The 16,388-nt window shown below is 57.9% G+C and carries 15 protein-coding genes; 7 read left to right on the top strand and 8 right to left on the bottom strand.

The features are described 5' to 3' along the window. Positions 1 to 160: 160 nt before the first annotated feature. Complete coding sequence (locus INHI_RS0107985) at positions 161 to 1,162, bottom strand: NADPH:quinone oxidoreductase family protein (protein ID WP_027247320.1); 1,002 nt, start codon at positions 1,160 to 1,162, stop codon at positions 161 to 163. Between the two features lie 163 nt (positions 1,163 to 1,325). Between INHI_RS0107985 and INHI_RS0107980 the strand changes: the two genes are divergently transcribed. The 6 genes from INHI_RS0107980 (at position 1,326) to INHI_RS0107955 (ending at position 7,323) form a co-directional block, all read left to right on the top strand. After that, the gene (locus INHI_RS0107980) at positions 1,326 to 2,348 is read left to right on the top strand and encodes an NAD(P)H-dependent flavin oxidoreductase (RefSeq protein WP_027247319.1); all 1,023 of its coding nucleotides are present in this window, start codon (positions 1,326 to 1,328) and stop codon (positions 2,346 to 2,348) included. Then, positions 2,348 to 3,424 (top strand): phosphotransferase family protein, encoded by a 1,077-nt coding sequence (locus INHI_RS0107975; RefSeq protein ID WP_027247318.1) that lies wholly within the window; start codon positions 2,348 to 2,350, stop codon positions 3,422 to 3,424. Before INHI_RS0107980 ends, INHI_RS0107975 begins: the two co-directional genes overlap by 1 nt. Positions 3,425 to 3,448: 24 nt before the next feature. Beyond that, positions 3,449 to 4,243 carry an IclR family transcriptional regulator gene (locus INHI_RS0107970; RefSeq protein WP_014874675.1) on the top strand — a complete coding sequence of 265 codons (795 nt, stop codon included), beginning with the start codon at positions 3,449 to 3,451 and terminating at the stop codon, positions 4,241 to 4,243. A 141-nt stretch (positions 4,244 to 4,384) separates the two neighbouring features. Beyond that, complete coding sequence (locus INHI_RS0107965; protein ID WP_027247317.1) at positions 4,385 to 5,137, top strand: enoyl-CoA hydratase/isomerase family protein; 753 nt, start codon at positions 4,385 to 4,387, stop codon at positions 5,135 to 5,137. A gap of 30 nt (positions 5,138 to 5,167) precedes the next feature. Beyond that, positions 5,168 to 6,379: a serine hydrolase domain-containing protein gene (locus INHI_RS0107960; protein WP_027247316.1), complete on the top strand. Its 1,212-nt coding sequence runs from the start codon at positions 5,168 to 5,170 to the stop codon at positions 6,377 to 6,379. A gap of 77 nt (positions 6,380 to 6,456) precedes the next feature. Further along, a complete protein-coding gene (locus INHI_RS0107955; protein ID WP_027247315.1) occupies positions 6,457 to 7,323 on the top strand; it encodes an acyl-CoA thioesterase in 867 nt (288 codons plus the stop codon). A 41-nt stretch (positions 7,324 to 7,364) separates the two neighbouring features. Here the strand turns inward: INHI_RS0107955 and INHI_RS0107950 are convergent, their stop codons facing one another. Both INHI_RS0107950 and INHI_RS0107945 read right to left on the bottom strand, forming a co-directional pair. Further along, on the bottom strand, positions 7,365 to 8,138 hold the full coding sequence (locus INHI_RS0107950; RefSeq protein ID WP_027247314.1) for an SDR family NAD(P)-dependent oxidoreductase: 774 nt from the start codon (positions 8,136 to 8,138) through the stop codon (positions 7,365 to 7,367). A 756-nt stretch (positions 8,139 to 8,894) separates the two neighbouring features. Then, complete coding sequence (locus tag INHI_RS0107945; protein ID WP_014874680.1) at positions 8,895 to 10,115, bottom strand: acyl-CoA dehydrogenase; 1,221 nt, start codon at positions 10,113 to 10,115, stop codon at positions 8,895 to 8,897. Between the two features lie 102 nt (positions 10,116 to 10,217). On the opposite strand from INHI_RS0107945, the gene INHI_RS0107940 reads away from it, so the two are divergent. Continuing rightward, positions 10,218 to 11,129 carry a LysR family transcriptional regulator gene (locus INHI_RS0107940; RefSeq protein WP_014880006.1) on the top strand — a complete coding sequence of 304 codons (912 nt, stop codon included), beginning with the start codon at positions 10,218 to 10,220 and terminating at the stop codon, positions 11,127 to 11,129. Between the two features lie 62 nt (positions 11,130 to 11,191). Here INHI_RS0107940 and phoB read toward each other — a convergent pair whose 3' ends face one another. Genes phoB through pstC form a run of 5 tightly spaced genes read right to left on the bottom strand, consistent with a single transcriptional unit; the run spans position 11,192 to position 16,267 of the window. Then, positions 11,192 to 11,881: a phosphate regulon transcriptional regulator PhoB gene (gene phoB, locus INHI_RS0107935; protein ID WP_014874682.1), complete on the bottom strand. Its 690-nt coding sequence runs from the start codon at positions 11,879 to 11,881 to the stop codon at positions 11,192 to 11,194. 2 nt (positions 11,882 to 11,883) lie between these two features. After that, the gene (phoU, locus tag INHI_RS0107930; protein WP_014874683.1) at positions 11,884 to 12,594 is read right to left on the bottom strand and encodes a phosphate signaling complex protein PhoU; all 711 of its coding nucleotides are present in this window, start codon (positions 12,592 to 12,594) and stop codon (positions 11,884 to 11,886) included. Positions 12,595 to 12,608: 14 nt separating this feature from the next. Continuing rightward, positions 12,609 to 13,406, bottom strand: a complete 798-nt coding sequence (pstB, locus tag INHI_RS0107925) for a phosphate ABC transporter ATP-binding protein PstB (RefSeq protein ID WP_014880007.1) — start codon at positions 13,404 to 13,406, stop codon at positions 12,609 to 12,611. 12 nt (positions 13,407 to 13,418) lie between these two features. Continuing rightward, positions 13,419 to 14,789, bottom strand: coding sequence for a phosphate ABC transporter permease PstA (gene pstA / locus INHI_RS0107920; RefSeq protein ID WP_027247313.1), 1,371 nt, complete (start codon positions 14,787 to 14,789; stop codon positions 13,419 to 13,421). Further along, positions 14,789 to 16,267: a phosphate ABC transporter permease subunit PstC gene (gene pstC / locus INHI_RS0107915; RefSeq protein WP_014880009.1), complete on the bottom strand. Its 1,479-nt coding sequence runs from the start codon at positions 16,265 to 16,267 to the stop codon at positions 14,789 to 14,791. Before pstC ends, pstA begins: the two co-directional genes overlap by 1 nt. Positions 16,268 to 16,388 lie beyond the last annotated feature (121 nt).

Genomic DNA, 16,388 nt, shown 5'->3' with positions numbered 1-16,388 from the left:
GCGGAGAGGGCCGCAGGGCTATGTGCTGGCCGCAGGTCTCAAGCGACGGGCGGCAGCATCCACGATTGGCGGTCAGGTTCCTGTAATTGGCTCATATTGATATATCTTTCAGAATGATATGCAAGCCAGCTATCGCTAACGTTGCGTGGGTTTGCCCGTGTCACTCAGGCGTATTTGTCAGGATGATCTTTCCCAGCACATTGCGGTTTTGCATTTCCGTCAGTGCAGCTGCTGCCTCGCTCATCGGATATGTTGCATGTACTCGGGGCCGGATCTTGCCACTACCATAGAGCTCGAACAGCTCCCCCACATTACGCAGGTGCTGCGTTGGGTCGCGTTGCACGGCCGCGCCCCAGAAGACACCAACGATTTGGCAGCCTTTCAGCAGGGGCAGGTTCATCGGGATTTTCGGGATGCCTGCTGCAAAGCCGACAACGAGATAACGACCCTGCCACCCCATGGCGCGCAGGGCTGGTTCCGCATAGGGACCTCCCACCGCATCATAGACCACATCCACACCCGCTTTCCCTGCCAGGGCTTTGATATTCTTTCCAAAACTGATCTGATCTTCCTTGTCCGGCGCATGGCCGTAGATTACCGTGGCATCAGCACCGATCTCCTGGCAAAACGCAGCCTTTTCGGCGGAGGACACAGCTGCGATAACGCGTGCGCCAGCGGCTTTGGCCAGCTCGACCGCGGCAGATCCCACACCACCGGCGGCGCCGAGGACAAGGACGGTTTCACCCGATTGCAGATTGGCGCGCTCCTTCAGGGCATGGTGGGACGTACCATAGGTGAAGACGAACCCGGCGGCATCCAGATAGGGCATCTGATCCGGAATCTGGATCGCAGCGCCAGCCGGGATCACGATATGAGTGGCAAAGCCGCCATAGCCGGTCAGCGCCAGCACACGATCTCCGATCTTGTGGTCCTGAACCTCACGACCAAGCGCGATGATCTCTCCCGCGATCTCTCCACCGGGCGCAAAGGGACGGGGTGGTTTGATCTGATAAAGATCCTGAATCATCAGCGTATCCGGGTAGTTGACGCTGGCGGCATGGATTTTGACCACCACCTCCTGCGGGCCGGGTTCGGGGCACTCTTGCGCGCTCCAATGCAAGGTTTCGGGACCACCGGGGGCGGTTGAGAGCATGGCGTGCATAGCTGAGTGTCCTGTCATGATGCCCGAATGGGCGCGTTGTGACGTCAAGTCTTCTGTGCGGATCTTACGTTGTCAATGAAATTGCGAAATGCAATTCTGCTCTGCGATAGATCTGTTTTCCGACCGGGAAGCGGCGTGAGATATGCTGGATAAAGGATTGGAAATGAAGGAAACTCGCCTCACACTGGGTGGGCAGCCGATGCCAACAGCCCTGCAGAGACTGCGGCTGCCGATGATCGGTGCGCCCTTGTTTATCATATCGGTGCCAGAGCTGGTTATCGCGCAATGCAAGGCTGGCATCGTTGGATCCTTTCCGGCATTGAACGCGCGTGAGGCGGATGGCGAACCACCACTCCTGGAGGCCTGGCTGCAGCAGATCACAGAAGAGCTGGATCGCCACAACCAGGACAACCCGGATCGTCCCGCCGCACCTTTTGCGGTGAACCAGATCGTGCATCGCTCCAATACTCGGTTGGAACGTGATCTTGAGATTTGCCACCGTTGGAAGGTTCCGCTCTGGATTACGTCGCTTGGGGCGCGTCCTGAGGTGAACGACGCTGCCCATGGCTGCGGCGGTGTTGTGCTGCATGATGTGATCAATAACCGTTTTGCCCGCAAAGCTATTGAAAAAGGCGCCGATGGTCTGATCGCGGTCGCTGCCGGGGCAGGCGGCCATGCCGGTCAGCAATCACCGCTCGCGCTGATCAGCGAAATTCGTAGCTGGTTTAAGGGCCCCCTTGCGCTCTCCGGTGCGATTGCCAATGGTCCGTCACTGCTTGCAGCACGGGCGTTGGGGGCCGATTTCGGCTATGTAGGATCACCGTTTATCGCCACAGAAGAGGCGAATGCGCAGCAGGGCTACAAACAGATGATTGTCGACAGCGCTGCGGATGACATTGTCTATTCATCATTATTTACAGGGGTTTCTGGGAACTACCTGCGCGGCTCTATCCAGAACGCAGGTCTTGATCCCGACAATCTGGAGAGCGCTGACGCAAGCGCGATGAACTTCTCTGGTGGCTCTTCCAAGCCAAAGGCTTGGAAAGAGATCTGGGGCTCGGGTCAGGGTATTGGCGCCATCAGGGATGTGCGTCCGGCCGGGGCGCTGGTGGATGAGATTGCCAGAGATTATGACGCTGCCGGGCGGCGGCTGGCGGCTGAGTTTACTCCGACTGGAGGGCACTGATGGCGTCGCAGATATCACCTGGAAACCCTGATGAAAGCGTTGGGGAGGATTCCCTTGCGCTCGATCTTGGAACTGTTCAGCGGTATATGCGGGGGCGTCTGGCGGGGTTTGACACGGAAATCACGGCCCGGAAATTCCAGAACGGTCAGTCTAACCCAACCTATCTGCTACAGACCGAGGCCGGCGCATATGTTCTGCGACGCAAACCGCCGGGTGTTTTGCTGAAATCTGCCCATGCGGTGGAGCGCGAGTTTCGCGTGCAGATGGCGCTACGGGAAACCGGGGTTCCGGTCGCAAAGATGTATCATCTCTGTGAGGATGAGACCGTGATCGGATCATCATTTTACGTTATGGAACATGTGGTTGGGCGAAACTTCTCAGATCCGACCTTGCCCGATGCTCCCGCCAGCGAGCGCGCTGCGGTAATGGATGAGATGAGCCGCGTTCTGGCGGCGTTGCACGATGTGGATGTCGCCACCGTCGGGCTGGCCGACTACGGGCCTGAGGGCAATTATTTCGAGCGTCAGCACGGTCGCTGGAGCAAGCAATATCGCGCCAGTGAAGTGGAGGTCATCGCAGAGATGGATGATCTGATCGCGGCATTGGGCGCACAGATGCCCGCAGACGATGGTCAGCGCGGATTGGTGCATGGTGATTACCGCATCGACAATATGATCTACGCGACCGAGGGGACAAATTGCCGGGCGGTTCTGGATTGGGAGCTGTCGACCATCGGCCACCCTTATGCAGACCTTGCCGGTGTCATTATGCAATGGCAGATGCCACCCGGACGTGAGGGGCGTGGGTTGGCTGGTGTCAACCGGCGGGAACTTGGCCTGCCATCGGATCAGGAGTTCGTTGCAAGCTATTGCAACCGCAGAAATTTGCCGGGGGTTGAGGATTTTGGCTATTACCTCTCTTTCAGCTTCTTCCGGATGGCTGCAATCCTTCAGGGGGTACGTAAAAGAGGGCTTGATGGCAACGCCTCAAACCCGGAACATGCAGCGCGCCTTGGCGCATTTGTGCCAGACTTCGCGCGCGCCGGGCTGGCGGCCTTGTCTGCAAGTTTTGACTGAAGCGCATCTGACACGGAACGTGACATGGACAGTGACAACACAGCGTCAGCGGATGGCGAAAAAGATCGAAATTTTGTCACCGCCCTGGCGCGGGGGCTTGATGTTCTGCGCGCGTTTCGCCGCAATGAGCTGGAGCTGACGAACACCGATCTGGCTGAACGGACGGGATTGCCTAAACCGACAGTCTCACGCCTGACCTATACGCTGTGCCAGCTGGGCTACCTGATTCAGGATCCGCAATCCGGCAGCTACCGGCTGGGGGCAGGGGTGTTGCGTCTGGGCTATGGTGTCCTGGCCGGGATGGATATCAGCGACCGTGCTTCGCAAATCCTCAGGGATCTGCGAAATGGCGAAAATTCATATATTACCAGTGCCCTGGGAGAGGCACATCATGCGGATGTCATCTATATTGCCGTGCATCGCTCACGCGAGGATGTGTCGCTGGCAGCCCATGTGGGGATGCGGTTGCCGCTGTTTTTCTCGGCCGTGGGGCGCGCGATCCTTGCTGGTATGTCCCCGGATCAACGGGCTGAAAGCCTGAAGATCGCGGATGCGCTTGATCCGGACGGCAGGCTCTCACGCCAGGACAGTCTGGGCCGGGCACAGGATGAATATGCCGCCCGTGGTTTTTGTACCGGCTATGGCGACTGGCGCCCGGATGTGAACGGAATTGCGGTTCCAGTGGTGTCGCTGAACGGAATGCGTGTCTATGGGCTGAACGTTGGTGGTCCGTCCTTTCATGTGAGCCCGAATGTGCTTGAGACGATTTATGCGGATCAGCTGATGTCTGCTGCAGAAACCCTGAGCATGCGACCGTAGCGGTAACGCTTTGCCAAAGCTGTAATGTTAGGTGTCATGCGTGGTTCTACGTAGGTCAAAATACTCGACCTTGGTGAGCAAACCGCGCATGATAATCGAAACGGCTGGCAGCAGTGTCAGTGTCCAAAGGAAGACCCAAAGATGACTGAGAGCGATTGGTTGATCCGGCACGAACATGGCGACGGGGTTGTTGAAATCAAACTGGCGCGTGCGCCGGTCAATGCGCTATCTTCGGAGTTCCTGATGGATTTCGCGCGTACTATCAATGAGATCCGCGAAGATCCGACTGTTCGGGCGCTGCTTCTGACCAGCGCTTTCAAGGTGTTTTCCGCAGGCCTGGACCTGAAGGTGGCGCGGGACTTCGATCTGGCCGGACAGCGCGCCGCGGTGCGAGGGCTGAATGAGGCCTTCCTTGCGCTATATGCCTGCCCGAAGCCCGTTGTGGCCGCTGTGAATGGCGCGGCAATTGCGGGTGGCTTGTTCTTTGTCCTTTGCAGTGATGTACGGGTTGCCCAGGTGAAATCCAAGTTTGGTCTTGCAGAAGTGCAAGCCGGAGTTGATTTCCCGATTGCGCCGCTGGAGATCGCCCGCGCCACATTGAACCCGAATATCCAGCGACGACTGATGATGACAGGGCAAACCATCGGCCCCATCGCTGCGCGGAACTTTAATATCGTGGACATCATTGCGGATGATGCTGAGGATCTGCTGGGCTATGCGCTGAAAGAAGCGCGTGCGCTGGCAGAGCTGCCATCCGAGACCTATGCCGCGATCAAACAGCAACTGCGCGGAGAAACGATCGCAAAGATCAGGATCGCAATGGAAGCAGAGGCTGAGGATCAGCCCTGGTTCACCGCAGAGACTGTCCCGGCGATGACCAAGATCATCGGCTAAGCTGCCAGATCACCGATAACAGGAGCCCCCATGGACGCTGCGCGCCTTGAGCACATCAGGACATGGCAACACCGCTATGTGGACCAACGCAAATACGCCGGCAGTTCGCTGCTGATCAATCGCAATGGTAAAGAGCGCTATTTCCACGCTGCGGGCCAGCGAAACATTGTCGAGAATCTGCCATTCACCCGCGATACCGTGGCGCGCATCTACTCAATGACGAAGCCGGTGACCTCGCTGGCTCTGATGATGTTGCTGGAACGGGGGCTGTTGCACCTGGACATGCCTGTGTCTGAGTTTCTTCCTGAATTCAATGGTATGCGCTGTCTTCTTGACGGTGCAACTGACATTACACAGTCCATATCCTGTCGGGCGCCAACCCTCCATGAGCTGCTGACCCATACCAGTGGGCTGAGCTATCCATTCAATCCCGGTGTCCTGCCTGAAGAAATGTCAAAGACGGATTTGATGTTCAAACCCGGCCAGGGCCCCCTTGCGGCGCAGGTGCTAGAGCTGGCAGCGCTGCCGCTTGCCTTTGAACCCGGTCAGCGGTGGGAGTATTCCGTTGGTATCGATGTGATTGGCCGGGTGATTGAGGTCGTGACCGGGGAGAGCCTCGGCGCCATGCTGAAGCGGTCGATATTTGATCCCCTCGGCATGGAGCGAACCGGATTTCACAGCTTGGAAACAACCGGTAATTTACTGGCATCGCTCTATTCGCCGCTGAGTGGCGACGCCATGGCCCTAAATGACGCGCAGCAAGGTGCCGACAGTTTGCGCCTGATTGACTCATATGACGACACCCCGTTTGACACCGCCGAGATGCACTCGGGCGGCGGCGGTCTTCTGAGTACGATCGACGATTATATGCGCTTTGCTGAGCTGATCCGGCTGCGCGGTGCGCTGGGAAAGGATCACCTGATCAGCCCGCAGATCATTGATTTTATGTGCCAAAATCATCTGCCCGGTGACATTGCATCGATGGGTCCGCAGAGTTTCGCGGAGCAGCCGATGGATGGTATGGGGTTTGGCCTTGGCGGTGCGGTTGTGCTGGATCCGGCCAGGGCGAGATGCCCAGGATCTGTTGGGGATTTCAGCTGGGGGGGAATGGCCTCGACCTTCTTCTGGGTTGATCCGGTTCTGGATTTGAGTGTGGTCTTTTTTACTCAGCTCGCACCGTCCAGTTCTTATCCGTCGCGGGCGGAGCTGAAGGCGCTGGTCCATGGCGCCGTAACCAGCTAATGCTGCTGTCCAGCCGATCAGGGCAGGGCGGTTCACCGCGACTACCCGCCCGCGCGCACATCAACAGGGACCAATAGATGCCTGACCCAGCTGAGATTTTGCTCAATTTACTCGACCTGGAAGAACTTGACCGGAATCTCTATCGCGGGATTGGGTCTGGTGGGGAAACACCGACGCGGATCTACGGCGGTCAGGTGATTGCACAGGCTTTGATGGCGGCTTATTCCACGGTTGAGGATCGGTTGTGCCATTCGCTGCATGCCTATTTCATCCGCCCGGGGGATCCGTCAAAACCAGTGATCTATGCCGTCGATCCTGCGCGCGACGGCGGCAGCTTCACAACCCGGCGCGTGACGGCTTTGCAGAACGGCAAACAAATCCTCAATCTGGCGGCCTCGTTTCACATTGATGAGCCCGGCTGGGCGCATCAGCATGAGATTCCCGAAGTCAAAGCGCCAGACGCATTGGTGTCACGCGATGTTCTCCTGCGCCAGCTTGCCCCGAAATTGGACGGCCGTTTGCGGGTCGAATTCACACGAGAGCGCCCGTTTGAGATCCGCGATGTCGAGCCACGAGATCCGATAAGACCGGATAAATGTAGTGATATCAATCATATGTGGGTCAGAATGAAAGCGGCAAAAGGCGCCACGCCGCAGCTTCAGCATGTATTGATGGCCTATGTGTCCGACTATGGTCTGTTGGGGTCAGCGTTGCGACCGCATGGCCTGAGTTTCGTGAAAGGTCAGGCGATGACCGCCAGCCTTGATCATGCGATGTGGTTTCACGCGCCGGTGCAATTTGACAATTGGCATCTTTACACGATGGACTCGCCCTTCGCCGGTGGCGGCCGCGGGTTCAACCGGGGCTCTATTTTCACGCAAGACGGCCAACTGGTCGCCAGTGTCGCACAAGAAGGGCTGATGCGTCCGATCTCCAAGTCCTGAAATCGCTGTGTTCTGATGTGGAAAATCCTGAAAAACCTCAGTCAGATTTTTGGAAGGTCGAATTTATCGCGCAGTCTCTGCATGCCAGTGATCCAGCGGTCATAGTCTGCGGCCTTGGCCTGAATATAACCTTCGACCTTTGCATGGGGCAGAACAAGAAAGCGATTGCTTTCAATGGCCTCAATGCAGCTATTGGCAACATCCTCGGCCGAGATCATGCCATCCACCGCCGCGGCGCTGTGCTCCATACCTTCGGTCATGGCGGTTTTCACTGCCTGCGGACAGGCCACGGAGACGCCGATGCCCTGATCGCCATGGGTGATCGCAAGCCATTCGGAGAACCCGACAGCGGCGTGTTTGCTCACCCCGTAGCTCGCTGCGCCAATCTGGTTCAACAATCCTGCCGCTGACGCGATATTGAGAAAATATCCGCCACCGCGCTGGATCATCCGCGGCACCAGATGGCGCGCGGCTGAGACATGGGCCATCACGTTGATATCCCAGCTTTTCTGCCAATCGGTGAGCGAGGTCTCGAGTCCGCCGATCCGAAGGATCCCGGCATTGGAACAGAACAGATCAATCGGCGCGATATCACGCTCGATCACATCAATCATATCAGCAATGGCGCAGTCCGATCCGACGTCAACAGTATAAGCGCTGCCACCGATTTCATCCGCAGTATGTTGTGCACCCGGTCCGTCCATATCGGCGCAGACGATATGCTTGGGATCGAACCTTGCCATCGCCATGGCCAAGGCGCGCCCGATACCCGTTGCTGCGCCGGTGATGACAATTGTTTTGCCTCGTAGATCCATGTGGGCCTCAGCTGACGTATGTTCAGCGAAAGTGTCTCGCGTACAGGCCAGACCTGCAACAGTGACGCTACATCACAGATAAACAACATAATACTGATTACAGGTTATATGGTGAGGCGAAGATATGCTAAGCAAATTGAGCTCGTACCGCTTTTACCTTTCATTGATTGAGGTTGACGCGTTTGGCGTATCTACACGGGTGATCCTGCGGGATTTCATCTGTGCTTTGGGGTATTCGCATGATCTGACTGGATCAAGCTGCTGTAGATTGCGTTTGCGCAGCGCGATTAACCCGCCATTCTGGTCTCTTGATCGGATTTTCCCGCGCGATTTTGTAAAATCGCAGTTTAGCGGACTGTCCAGCGGTGCTGTAACACCGTTTGCAGAACCCCTCGTATAGAGCAGTTTTCTTGCTATCCGTACTGCGTAGGTTCAGGTAGGCATTAACCCTGCCGTTGCGTGCTGTCCTCTGTTGGCCAGTGAATGCACAAAGGTTCAGATTTACGCTCTTAACCATTCGGTGCCAGACGGAGCAGAAAATTTCGCCAGATTCACCTGTTTTCCTCTGCGTTGTCGTAGGTATGGGTGTGCCTTGCAAAAATGCAGCTTTAATTTGCATGAATGCGGCATGCGCCATGAGCGTTAACCACCACAGGGATTTACATCTCAGTTACGATCTTAACGAAAAAGCGCACCGTTGTCCGGCAACGGTGCGCTTTTTAATGGTTTTATTGATCAGCTGTTGGGCAGGTGCGCTTAGAAAAAAGCCTGAAGACCGGTCTGGGCGCGTCCAAGGATCAGGGCGTGAACGTCATGAGTCCCCTCATAGGTGTTCACGGTTTCCAGGTTGACCATGTGGCGGATGACGCCGAACTCCAGGCTGATCCCATTACCGCCGTGCATGTCACGGGCATGGCGCGCAATTTCGAGTGCCTTGCCGCAGTTGTTCCGTTTGACGATGGAAATCATCTCCGGCGCAGCATTGGCCTCATCCATCAGACGCCCCACCCGCAGGGAGGCCTGTAGGCCAAGCGTGATTTCGGTCTGCATATTGGCCAGTTTAAGCTGAAACAACTGCGTATTGGCCAAAGGGCGCCCGAATTGCTTGCGGTCAAGACCATATTGGCGCGCGGCATGCCAGCAGGCTTCTGCGGCGCCCATTGCGCCCCAGCTGATACCATAGCGCGCGCGATTCAGACAGCCGAATGGGCCTTTCAACCCTTCAACATGGGGCAGCAACGCGTCGTCACCAACCTCGACGCCATCCATGACAATCTCGCCGGTGATAGAGGCGCGCAGCGATGCCTTATTGGCGATTTTCGGTGCGGACAGGCCCTTCATTCCTTTTTCCAGAACAAAACCTCGGATCTTGCCGCCATGGGCTTCGGATTTGGCCCAGACGACAAAAACATCCGCGATCGGCGCGTTTGAGATCCACATTTTCGACCCGGTCAGGCGGTAGCCGCCATCGGTTTTTTCGGCGCGGGTTTTCATGCCTGCTGGATCCGAACCCGCATCCGGTTCGGTCAGGCCGAAACAGCCGATCCATTCGCCGGAGGAGAGTTTTGGTAGGTATTTCTGCCGCTGCTCTTCGCTGCCATATGCGTAAATGGGATACATCACGAGCGAACTTTGCACGGACATCATCGAGCGGTAACCACTGTCGACGCGCTCTACTTCGCGCGCCACCAGCCCATAGGAAACATAGCCCGCACCAAGGCCGCCGTATTGTTCCGGGATGGTCGTCCCAAGGAGGCCCATCTCGCCCATCTCGCGAAAGATTTCTGGATCGGTTTCTTCGTTCTCATAAGCATTTAGAACGCGCGGTTGAAGTTTTTCCTGAGCATAGGAGCGTGCCGAGGCCGCAATCATCCGCTCATCTTCACTCAATTGATCGTCCAGCCGCAGAGGATCATCCCAGTTGAACTGGCCCAGATCCGGGGCATCCTTGGCGCGCAAAGCAGGTCTATCGGTCATTTTTCGTCACCTTTTTGATCCTCAACTTGCCGCCGACCTTAACCTTGCGGTAAGAGGATGGACAGCGAGAGAACCACAAGCAAACATTACAAAAGCTCATATATGGCCACCCCGAGACGCTTTCTCCCCTCAATTGCTGCGCTGCGGGCGCTGGAAGCGCTGGACCGTTTGGGCAGCGCCTCGGCGGCGGCGGATGAATTGGCGCTGACACAAGGTGCAGTCAGCCGTCAATTGCAGGCGCTGGAGCGCCAATTGGGCGTGGACCTGGTGCGCCGGGACCAGAAGCGGCTGACGCTGTCACCGGAGGCGCAGACCTACGCTGCAGATATTCGCCAGGCGTTGAACCAGATTGCCCAATCAACGCTGCGCGTGCAGGCTGCGCCCTTGGCAGGCAGCCTCAATCTGGCGATCCTCCCCGCTTTTGGGATGCGTTGGTTAATGCCCCGGCTGCCGGAGTTTGCGCGATTGCATCCGGATGTGACGATCAATATGTCGACCCGACTTGAGCCGTTCAACTTCGTCAGTGAAGGGTTTGATGCTGCAATACATTTTGGAACCGCTGACTGGCCCGGGACCCAGGCGTTGCTGCTGAAACACGAACAGATGTTGCCGGTCTGCGCGCCCGACTTGCTAGAGGGGCGCCAGATCAGCACCCCGGTTGATATCGCCGCCCTGCCCTTGTTGCATATTCAGACCCGCCCTCAGGCCTGGCAGCACTGGTTTGAGAGTCATGACATTGCGCTGCAGGACGGTTTGTCCGGCACCATGTATGATCAATTCGCAACCATTACTCAGGCGGCATTACATGGTTTGGGTGTGGCCTTGATGCCGGATTATCTGGTGGAGCAAGATCTGGCGACGGGGCGATTGATTGCGTTGCACCCAACTGCGACCGAAAGCCCGGGTGCCTATTTCCTCGTCTGGCCTGAGGCCCGGGCCAAAGACCCTGCCCTGATCAAGTTCCGCAACTGGTTGGCTGGGCAAGCGCAGCCCGAAGATCCGCTGCCAAGGTAGATATCATAAAACAAAACCCCGCGTTCTGGCGGGGTTTTGTTTTCTCTCAGTTACTTAACGCTTTATCCTAACGCGTAGCCCGCGCCACGGACCGTGCGCACGGGGTCACTGCCGCCGTGTTGGGTCAGCGCTTTGCGCAGGCGGCCAATGTGAACATCCACAGTGCGGGTGTCGACGTAGATGTCCCGTCCCCAGACCCGATCCAAAAGCTGTTCGCGGCTCCACACCCGACCCGGTTTTTCCATAAAGGTGGAGAGCAGGCGGAACTCTGTCGGCCCCAGCTTCAGTGGCGCTTCTGCGCGGCTGACCTTATGGGTTTCAGCGTCCAATATGATGTCGTCGAATTCCAGCCGCACGCCAACGGTCGAAGGACGGACCCGGCGCAGCTGCGTGCGTACCCGTGCCATCAGCTCGATCACCGAATAGGGCTTCACCACATAGTCATCCGCGCCGGTTTCCAACCCGCGCACCTTGTCGACCTCTTCCGAGCGGGCCGACAGCATGATGATTGGAATGTTGCGGGTTTCCGTGCGGGTTTTCAGGCGGCGGCAAACCTCAATCCCGCTCAGATTCGGCATCATCCAGTCCAGGACGATGATATCGGGCATGTCCTCTTCGACGATCAGTAACGCCTCTTCGCCATGTTCTGCACGCAGCACGCGAAAGCCGTCCGCCTCCAGATTATAGGCCAAAACTTCGCGTTGGGCCAATTCATCCTCGACCACCAGAACGGTGGGTTGGTCGGCAGCCATGGTCAGACCTCCTGCGGTACAGACGATGTGGTGTCGGCTTTCTGCCGGTCATCCTCGGGCTTGTCGCCGGTCACCAGATAGACCACCTGTTCGGCAATCGACGTGACATGATCGCCCATGCGTTCGACGTTCTTGGCAATGAAATGAAGGTGCATGCAGGGTGTGATGTTGCGCGGATCCTCCATCATGAAGGTCAGGAACTCGCGGAACAGCGCATTGTACATCTGGTCGACGTCGCGGTCGCGGGCGATCACGTCCTGCGCCAGTTCCACATCGCGCTGAATGTAGGAATCCAACGCATCCTTCAGCATCAGTTCGACTTCGCGCGCCATACGGCGCATGGCGGCAGCACTTTCGGAGACATTTGGCCCCTGCGCGAGAACAGCCGTCCGTTTGGCGATGTTCTTGGCATAATCGCCGATGCGTTCAAGGTTGCCGGAGATTTTCATCACCGACAGAACCAGCCGCAGGTCAACGGCGGCGGGCGCACGGATGGCGATAACGCGGGCGGCTTCTTCGTTGATCAGTTCTTCGAGACCGTCGATGGCCTTGTCGCCCTGACGCACCTGTTGGGCCAGTTCCTCATCCCGGGTTTCCAGCGCGCGGGCCGCGTCCATAATGGCAGCCTCGACAAGGCCCCCCATTTTCATGATCTGAGCCTGAATAGCTTCGAGGTCGCGGTCAAACGCGGATGCAATATGTTGTTCTACCATGGGTCAGTCCTCGATCAGCCGATACGGCCGGTGATATAGCTTTCGGTGCGGGGATCTTCGGGATTGGTGAAGATCTGCCCGGTCGCACCAAATTCCACCAGATTGCCAAGATGGAAAAATGCGGTTTTCTGGCTCACCCGTGCGGCCTGCTGCATGGAGTGGGTGACGATCACCACCGAATAGCTGTTGCGCAGCTCGTCAATCAGCTCTTCGATCTGGGCGGTTGCAATCGGGTCCAGCGCCGAACATGGCTCATCCATCAAGAGCACTTCGGGTTCGGTCGCGACGGCGCGGGCGATACACAGGCGCTGTTGCTGGCCGCCGGAGAGACCGGTACCCGGCGCATCAAGACGGTCCTTCACCTCATCCCAGATGGCGCCACGGCGCAGGGATTTCTCAACGATCTCGTCCAGCTCCGCCTTATTGGCGGCCAGGCCGTGGATGCGCGGGCCATAGGCGACGTTGTCATAGATCGACTTGGGGAACGGGTTCGGTTTCTGAAACACCATGCCCACCTTAGCGCGCAGCTGCACGGGATCCACGCGGTTGTCGTAGATATCTTCGCCATCAATGGAGATATCGCCAGTTACCCGGCAGATATCAATCGTGTCATTCATCCGGTTGAGACAGCGCAGAAAGGTCGACTTGCCGCAGCCCGATGGGCCGATGAAAGCGGTGACGGTGTTGTCTTCGATCTCGACGTTCACGTCCTTGATCGCGTGGGACTCGCCGTAATAGACATTCACATTCTTGGCGGCGATCTTGGTTTTCTGAGTTTGCACGTCTTTGTCCAATGCAGTCATCTGGTTCATAATTGCCCCCTCTTACCAGCGGCGTTCAAAGCGGCGGCGCAGGATTACGGCCACTGTGTTCATGGTGACGAGGAAGATCAACAGGATGATGATACCGCCCCAGGCGCGTTCGTAAAATGCCGGATCTGCGCGTTTGGCCCATTCATAGATCTGTGCTGGCATGGCCGAGTTCGGCGCCAACAGGCCGTCGGCAATCGTTTCCGGCGCATTGGAGGCGATGAAGCCGACCATGCCGATCAGCAGCAGCGGTGCGGTCTCACCCAAGGCCTGCGCCAGACCAATGATGGTGCCGGTCAGGATACCCGGTGCGGCCAGCGGCAGGACATGGTGAAACACCGCCTGCATGCGCGAGGCCCCGACCCCCAGTGCGGCATCCCGGATAGAGGGCGGCACGGATTTCAGCGAGGCGCGGGTCGAGATGATCACTGTCGGCAGAGTCATCAAGGTCAACACCAGACCACCCACCAGCGGCGCTGACATCGGCAGGTGCATGTAGTTGATGAATACTGCAAGGCCCAGAATACCAAACACGATTGATGGCACGGCAGCGAGGTTGGAGATATTCACCTCAATCACATCGGTGATCCAGTTCTTGGGGGCGAATTCCTCAAGATAGATCGAGGCGGCAACCCCAATAGGCAGTGCCAGCGCCAGAACCACCAGCATCATGAACAGCGAGCCCATCATGGAGACGCCCATGCCGGCCGCTTCTGGACGCGCATCAGAGGCATCGGCGCCGGTGATGAAATCCAGGTTGAAAGTCTTCGCCGCGACCTCCGCTGCCACCAGTGCATCCACCAGATCGAGTTGCGCGGGCGAGATGCTCTTGTCGTTGACAATGCTGTCACGGCTGACACGGCCCTTCAGGTAGCCATCAACACGGCTGGAGGCGAGAAACCGGAATGTCACCGTCTGACCGATCTGATCGGGGTTTTCCACCACATAGGCTCGCAGCTGGGCGGCGGCGTTTTTCGACAGGATACCTGCCATGGCCTTGGCCTTCAGATCGGTGTCGATCCCCAGCTCTGCAACTTTCGCCTGCACCGCGTTTTTGATCAGCGGCGCATACCCGAAGGTGGTCACCTTCTTGATCGCGTCCAGATCGCGGGTGCCGGATTTATCCAGTTTGCTCTCCAGCAGTTCCACATCCAGCGTGATGAAGGTCTGCTGAAACGCGCCTGTGCCGCGGCTTACAATGGTGAAGACCAGCACGGCCAGCATCAGCAGGCCGACCGTGATGGCGGCAATACCGTAGCCACGGAACCGGCGCTCGGCGGCGTTGCGTTTGCGGGTGCGATCCGATTGTTGCAGCAGGGAGCCTGCGTGCCGGGCGTCGGATCCGGCGGTGTTCGGTCCGGGGGTGTTTTGGCTGATATCGGTCATTAGTCGTACTGCTCCCGGTATTTGCGCACGATATAAAGCGCCAGGACATTGAGGCCGAGGGTCAGGACAAAGAGGGTCAGACCAAGGGCAAAGGCAACGAGCGTTTCGGGGCTGGCGAAATCCGTATCGCCGGTCAACTGGCTGACAATACGTGTGGTGATCGTGGTCATTGATTCCAGCGGGTTGAGCGAGAATTTCGCAATCGCCCCTGCCCCCATAACCACGATCATCGTCTCACCGATGGCGCGCGATGCCGCAAGCAGGACAGCGCCGACGATACCCGGCAGCGCGGCCGGAATGACCACCTGACGGATGGTTTCGGATTTGGTCGCACCCAATCCAAGCGAGCCATCGCGCATGGCCTGAGGCACGGCGTTGATGATGTCATCGGACAGCGAAGACACAAAGGGGATCAGCATGATGCCCATCACCAGACCAGCAGTCAGCACCGAGGTCGCCCCGCTCATCCACTCGACCCCCAAAATGCCGTCTTCGCCCTGGCCGAAGAATTTCACAAGAAGCGGGCCAACGGTCAGCAATGCAAAGAGGCCGTAGACGATGGTCGGGATCCCGGCGAGGATCTCCAGCAGTGGCTTGGCAAAGGCGCGGGTTGTGCCGCTGGCATATTCAGAGAGATAGATCGCAGCAAATAGCCCGACAGGCACCGCGACCAGCAGCGCAATAGCGGAGATATACAGCGTTCCCCACAGCAACGGCAGGATCGACAGGTCACTGTCCCCGCGGAAGTTCGGCGCCCATGTGGTGCCAAAGAAGAAGTCACTCCAGGCATGCAGCCCAAAGAAGTTGATGCTCTCGAACAGCATTGAGAAGACGATGCCGACGGTGGTCAGGATCGCGAGACTGGCAGCAAGAATGAGCAGCGCCATGATCCCCTGTTCCACCACATTACGGGCGCGGAAATCCTTGTGCGTGCGGCCATAGGCCCAGGCAAAGCCGACCATAGCCAAGAGGCCAACAATCACCGACATGATGATCTGACCCTTGTTGGAAAGGCTCCGATAGCTCTGGGCTGCGTTTAGCACCTCTGGGCGCACTTCAGAGCCGAGGGCAACACCGATATCCCCGAGACGGGCGCGAATATCGGTTTCACCACTGTCGAGGTTGCGGGCTTCGGTCGAGGAAAGAACGCCCTGCTCTACCGCCAGGTCCAGCCCTTCGGCAAGACGGCGCACGTCACTCATCACGAGGCCAAGCGTGGAATTCTCCGGCACCAGTTCCGCAGGGATCATGGCGGATACACGGTTCTCAATGACCATGGGCTGGGCCAGCGACCATATGGCCAGCACCGCCAGTGCAGGCACCAGCGCGCTGAAGGCCACGTTGTGACCGTAGTAAGCGGGCAACGAGTGCAACGCCTTGGCGTTCCCTCCTGCCGAGGCAAGCGCGCGGTTGCGCCCCAGCACAAAGCCCAGCCCGGAAAGGGCAAGAAGGGCAATCACGAGCCAAACTGTCGGCATCAGCTACTCCGTTTGAGTGAGACGGAAAATCCGGTTCTGCAAGAGCCGACCACGCCGGATTGCAAAGGGGTGTCTTGTGGTGGTCATGAATTGGGCCGGGGCAATTTCAAATGCCCCGGCC

The organism is Phaeobacter inhibens DSM 16374 (genome assembly GCF_000473105.1).
Lineage (GTDB): Bacteria > Pseudomonadota > Alphaproteobacteria > Rhodobacterales > Rhodobacteraceae > Phaeobacter > Phaeobacter inhibens.
Note: the sequence above shows the minus strand (reverse complement) of the source record. Positions and strands in the feature narration are given on the sequence as shown.

What these genes read in the sequence shown, in the direction of transcription:
- pstA (WP_027247313.1), bottom strand. Translation starts at nt 14,789, where the DNA reads ATGACCGATATCAGCCAAAACACCCCCGGACCGAACACCGCCGGATCC.
- INHI_RS0107975 (WP_027247318.1), top strand. Translation starts at nt 2,348, where the DNA reads ATGGCGTCGCAGATATCACCTGGAAACCCTGATGAAAGCGTTGGGGAG.
- INHI_RS0107965 (WP_027247317.1), top strand. Translation starts at nt 4,385, where the DNA reads ATGACTGAGAGCGATTGGTTGATCCGGCACGAACATGGCGACGGGGTT.
- INHI_RS0107980 (WP_027247319.1), top strand. Translation starts at nt 1,326, where the DNA reads ATGAAGGAAACTCGCCTCACACTGGGTGGGCAGCCGATGCCAACAGCC.
- INHI_RS0107960 (WP_027247316.1), top strand. Translation starts at nt 5,168, where the DNA reads ATGGACGCTGCGCGCCTTGAGCACATCAGGACATGGCAACACCGCTAT.
- phoB (WP_014874682.1), bottom strand. Translation starts at nt 11,881, where the DNA reads ATGGCTGCCGACCAACCCACCGTTCTGGTGGTCGAGGATGAATTGGCC.
- INHI_RS0107985 (WP_027247320.1), bottom strand. Translation starts at nt 1,162, where the DNA reads ATGCACGCCATGCTCTCAACCGCCCCCGGTGGTCCCGAAACCTTGCAT.
- INHI_RS0107940 (WP_014880006.1), top strand. Translation starts at nt 10,218, where the DNA reads ATGGCCACCCCGAGACGCTTTCTCCCCTCAATTGCTGCGCTGCGGGCG.
- pstC (WP_014880009.1), bottom strand. Translation starts at nt 16,267, where the DNA reads ATGCCGACAGTTTGGCTCGTGATTGCCCTTCTTGCCCTTTCCGGGCTG.
- INHI_RS0107945 (WP_014874680.1), bottom strand. Translation starts at nt 10,115, where the DNA reads ATGACCGATAGACCTGCTTTGCGCGCCAAGGATGCCCCGGATCTGGGC.
- INHI_RS0107970 (WP_014874675.1), top strand. Translation starts at nt 3,449, where the DNA reads ATGGACAGTGACAACACAGCGTCAGCGGATGGCGAAAAAGATCGAAAT.
- phoU (WP_014874683.1), bottom strand. Translation starts at nt 12,594, where the DNA reads ATGGTAGAACAACATATTGCATCCGCGTTTGACCGCGACCTCGAAGCT.
- pstB (WP_014880007.1), bottom strand. Translation starts at nt 13,406, where the DNA reads ATGAACCAGATGACTGCATTGGACAAAGACGTGCAAACTCAGAAAACC.
- INHI_RS0107950 (WP_027247314.1), bottom strand. Translation starts at nt 8,138, where the DNA reads ATGGATCTACGAGGCAAAACAATTGTCATCACCGGCGCAGCAACGGGT.
- INHI_RS0107955 (WP_027247315.1), top strand. Translation starts at nt 6,457, where the DNA reads ATGCCTGACCCAGCTGAGATTTTGCTCAATTTACTCGACCTGGAAGAA.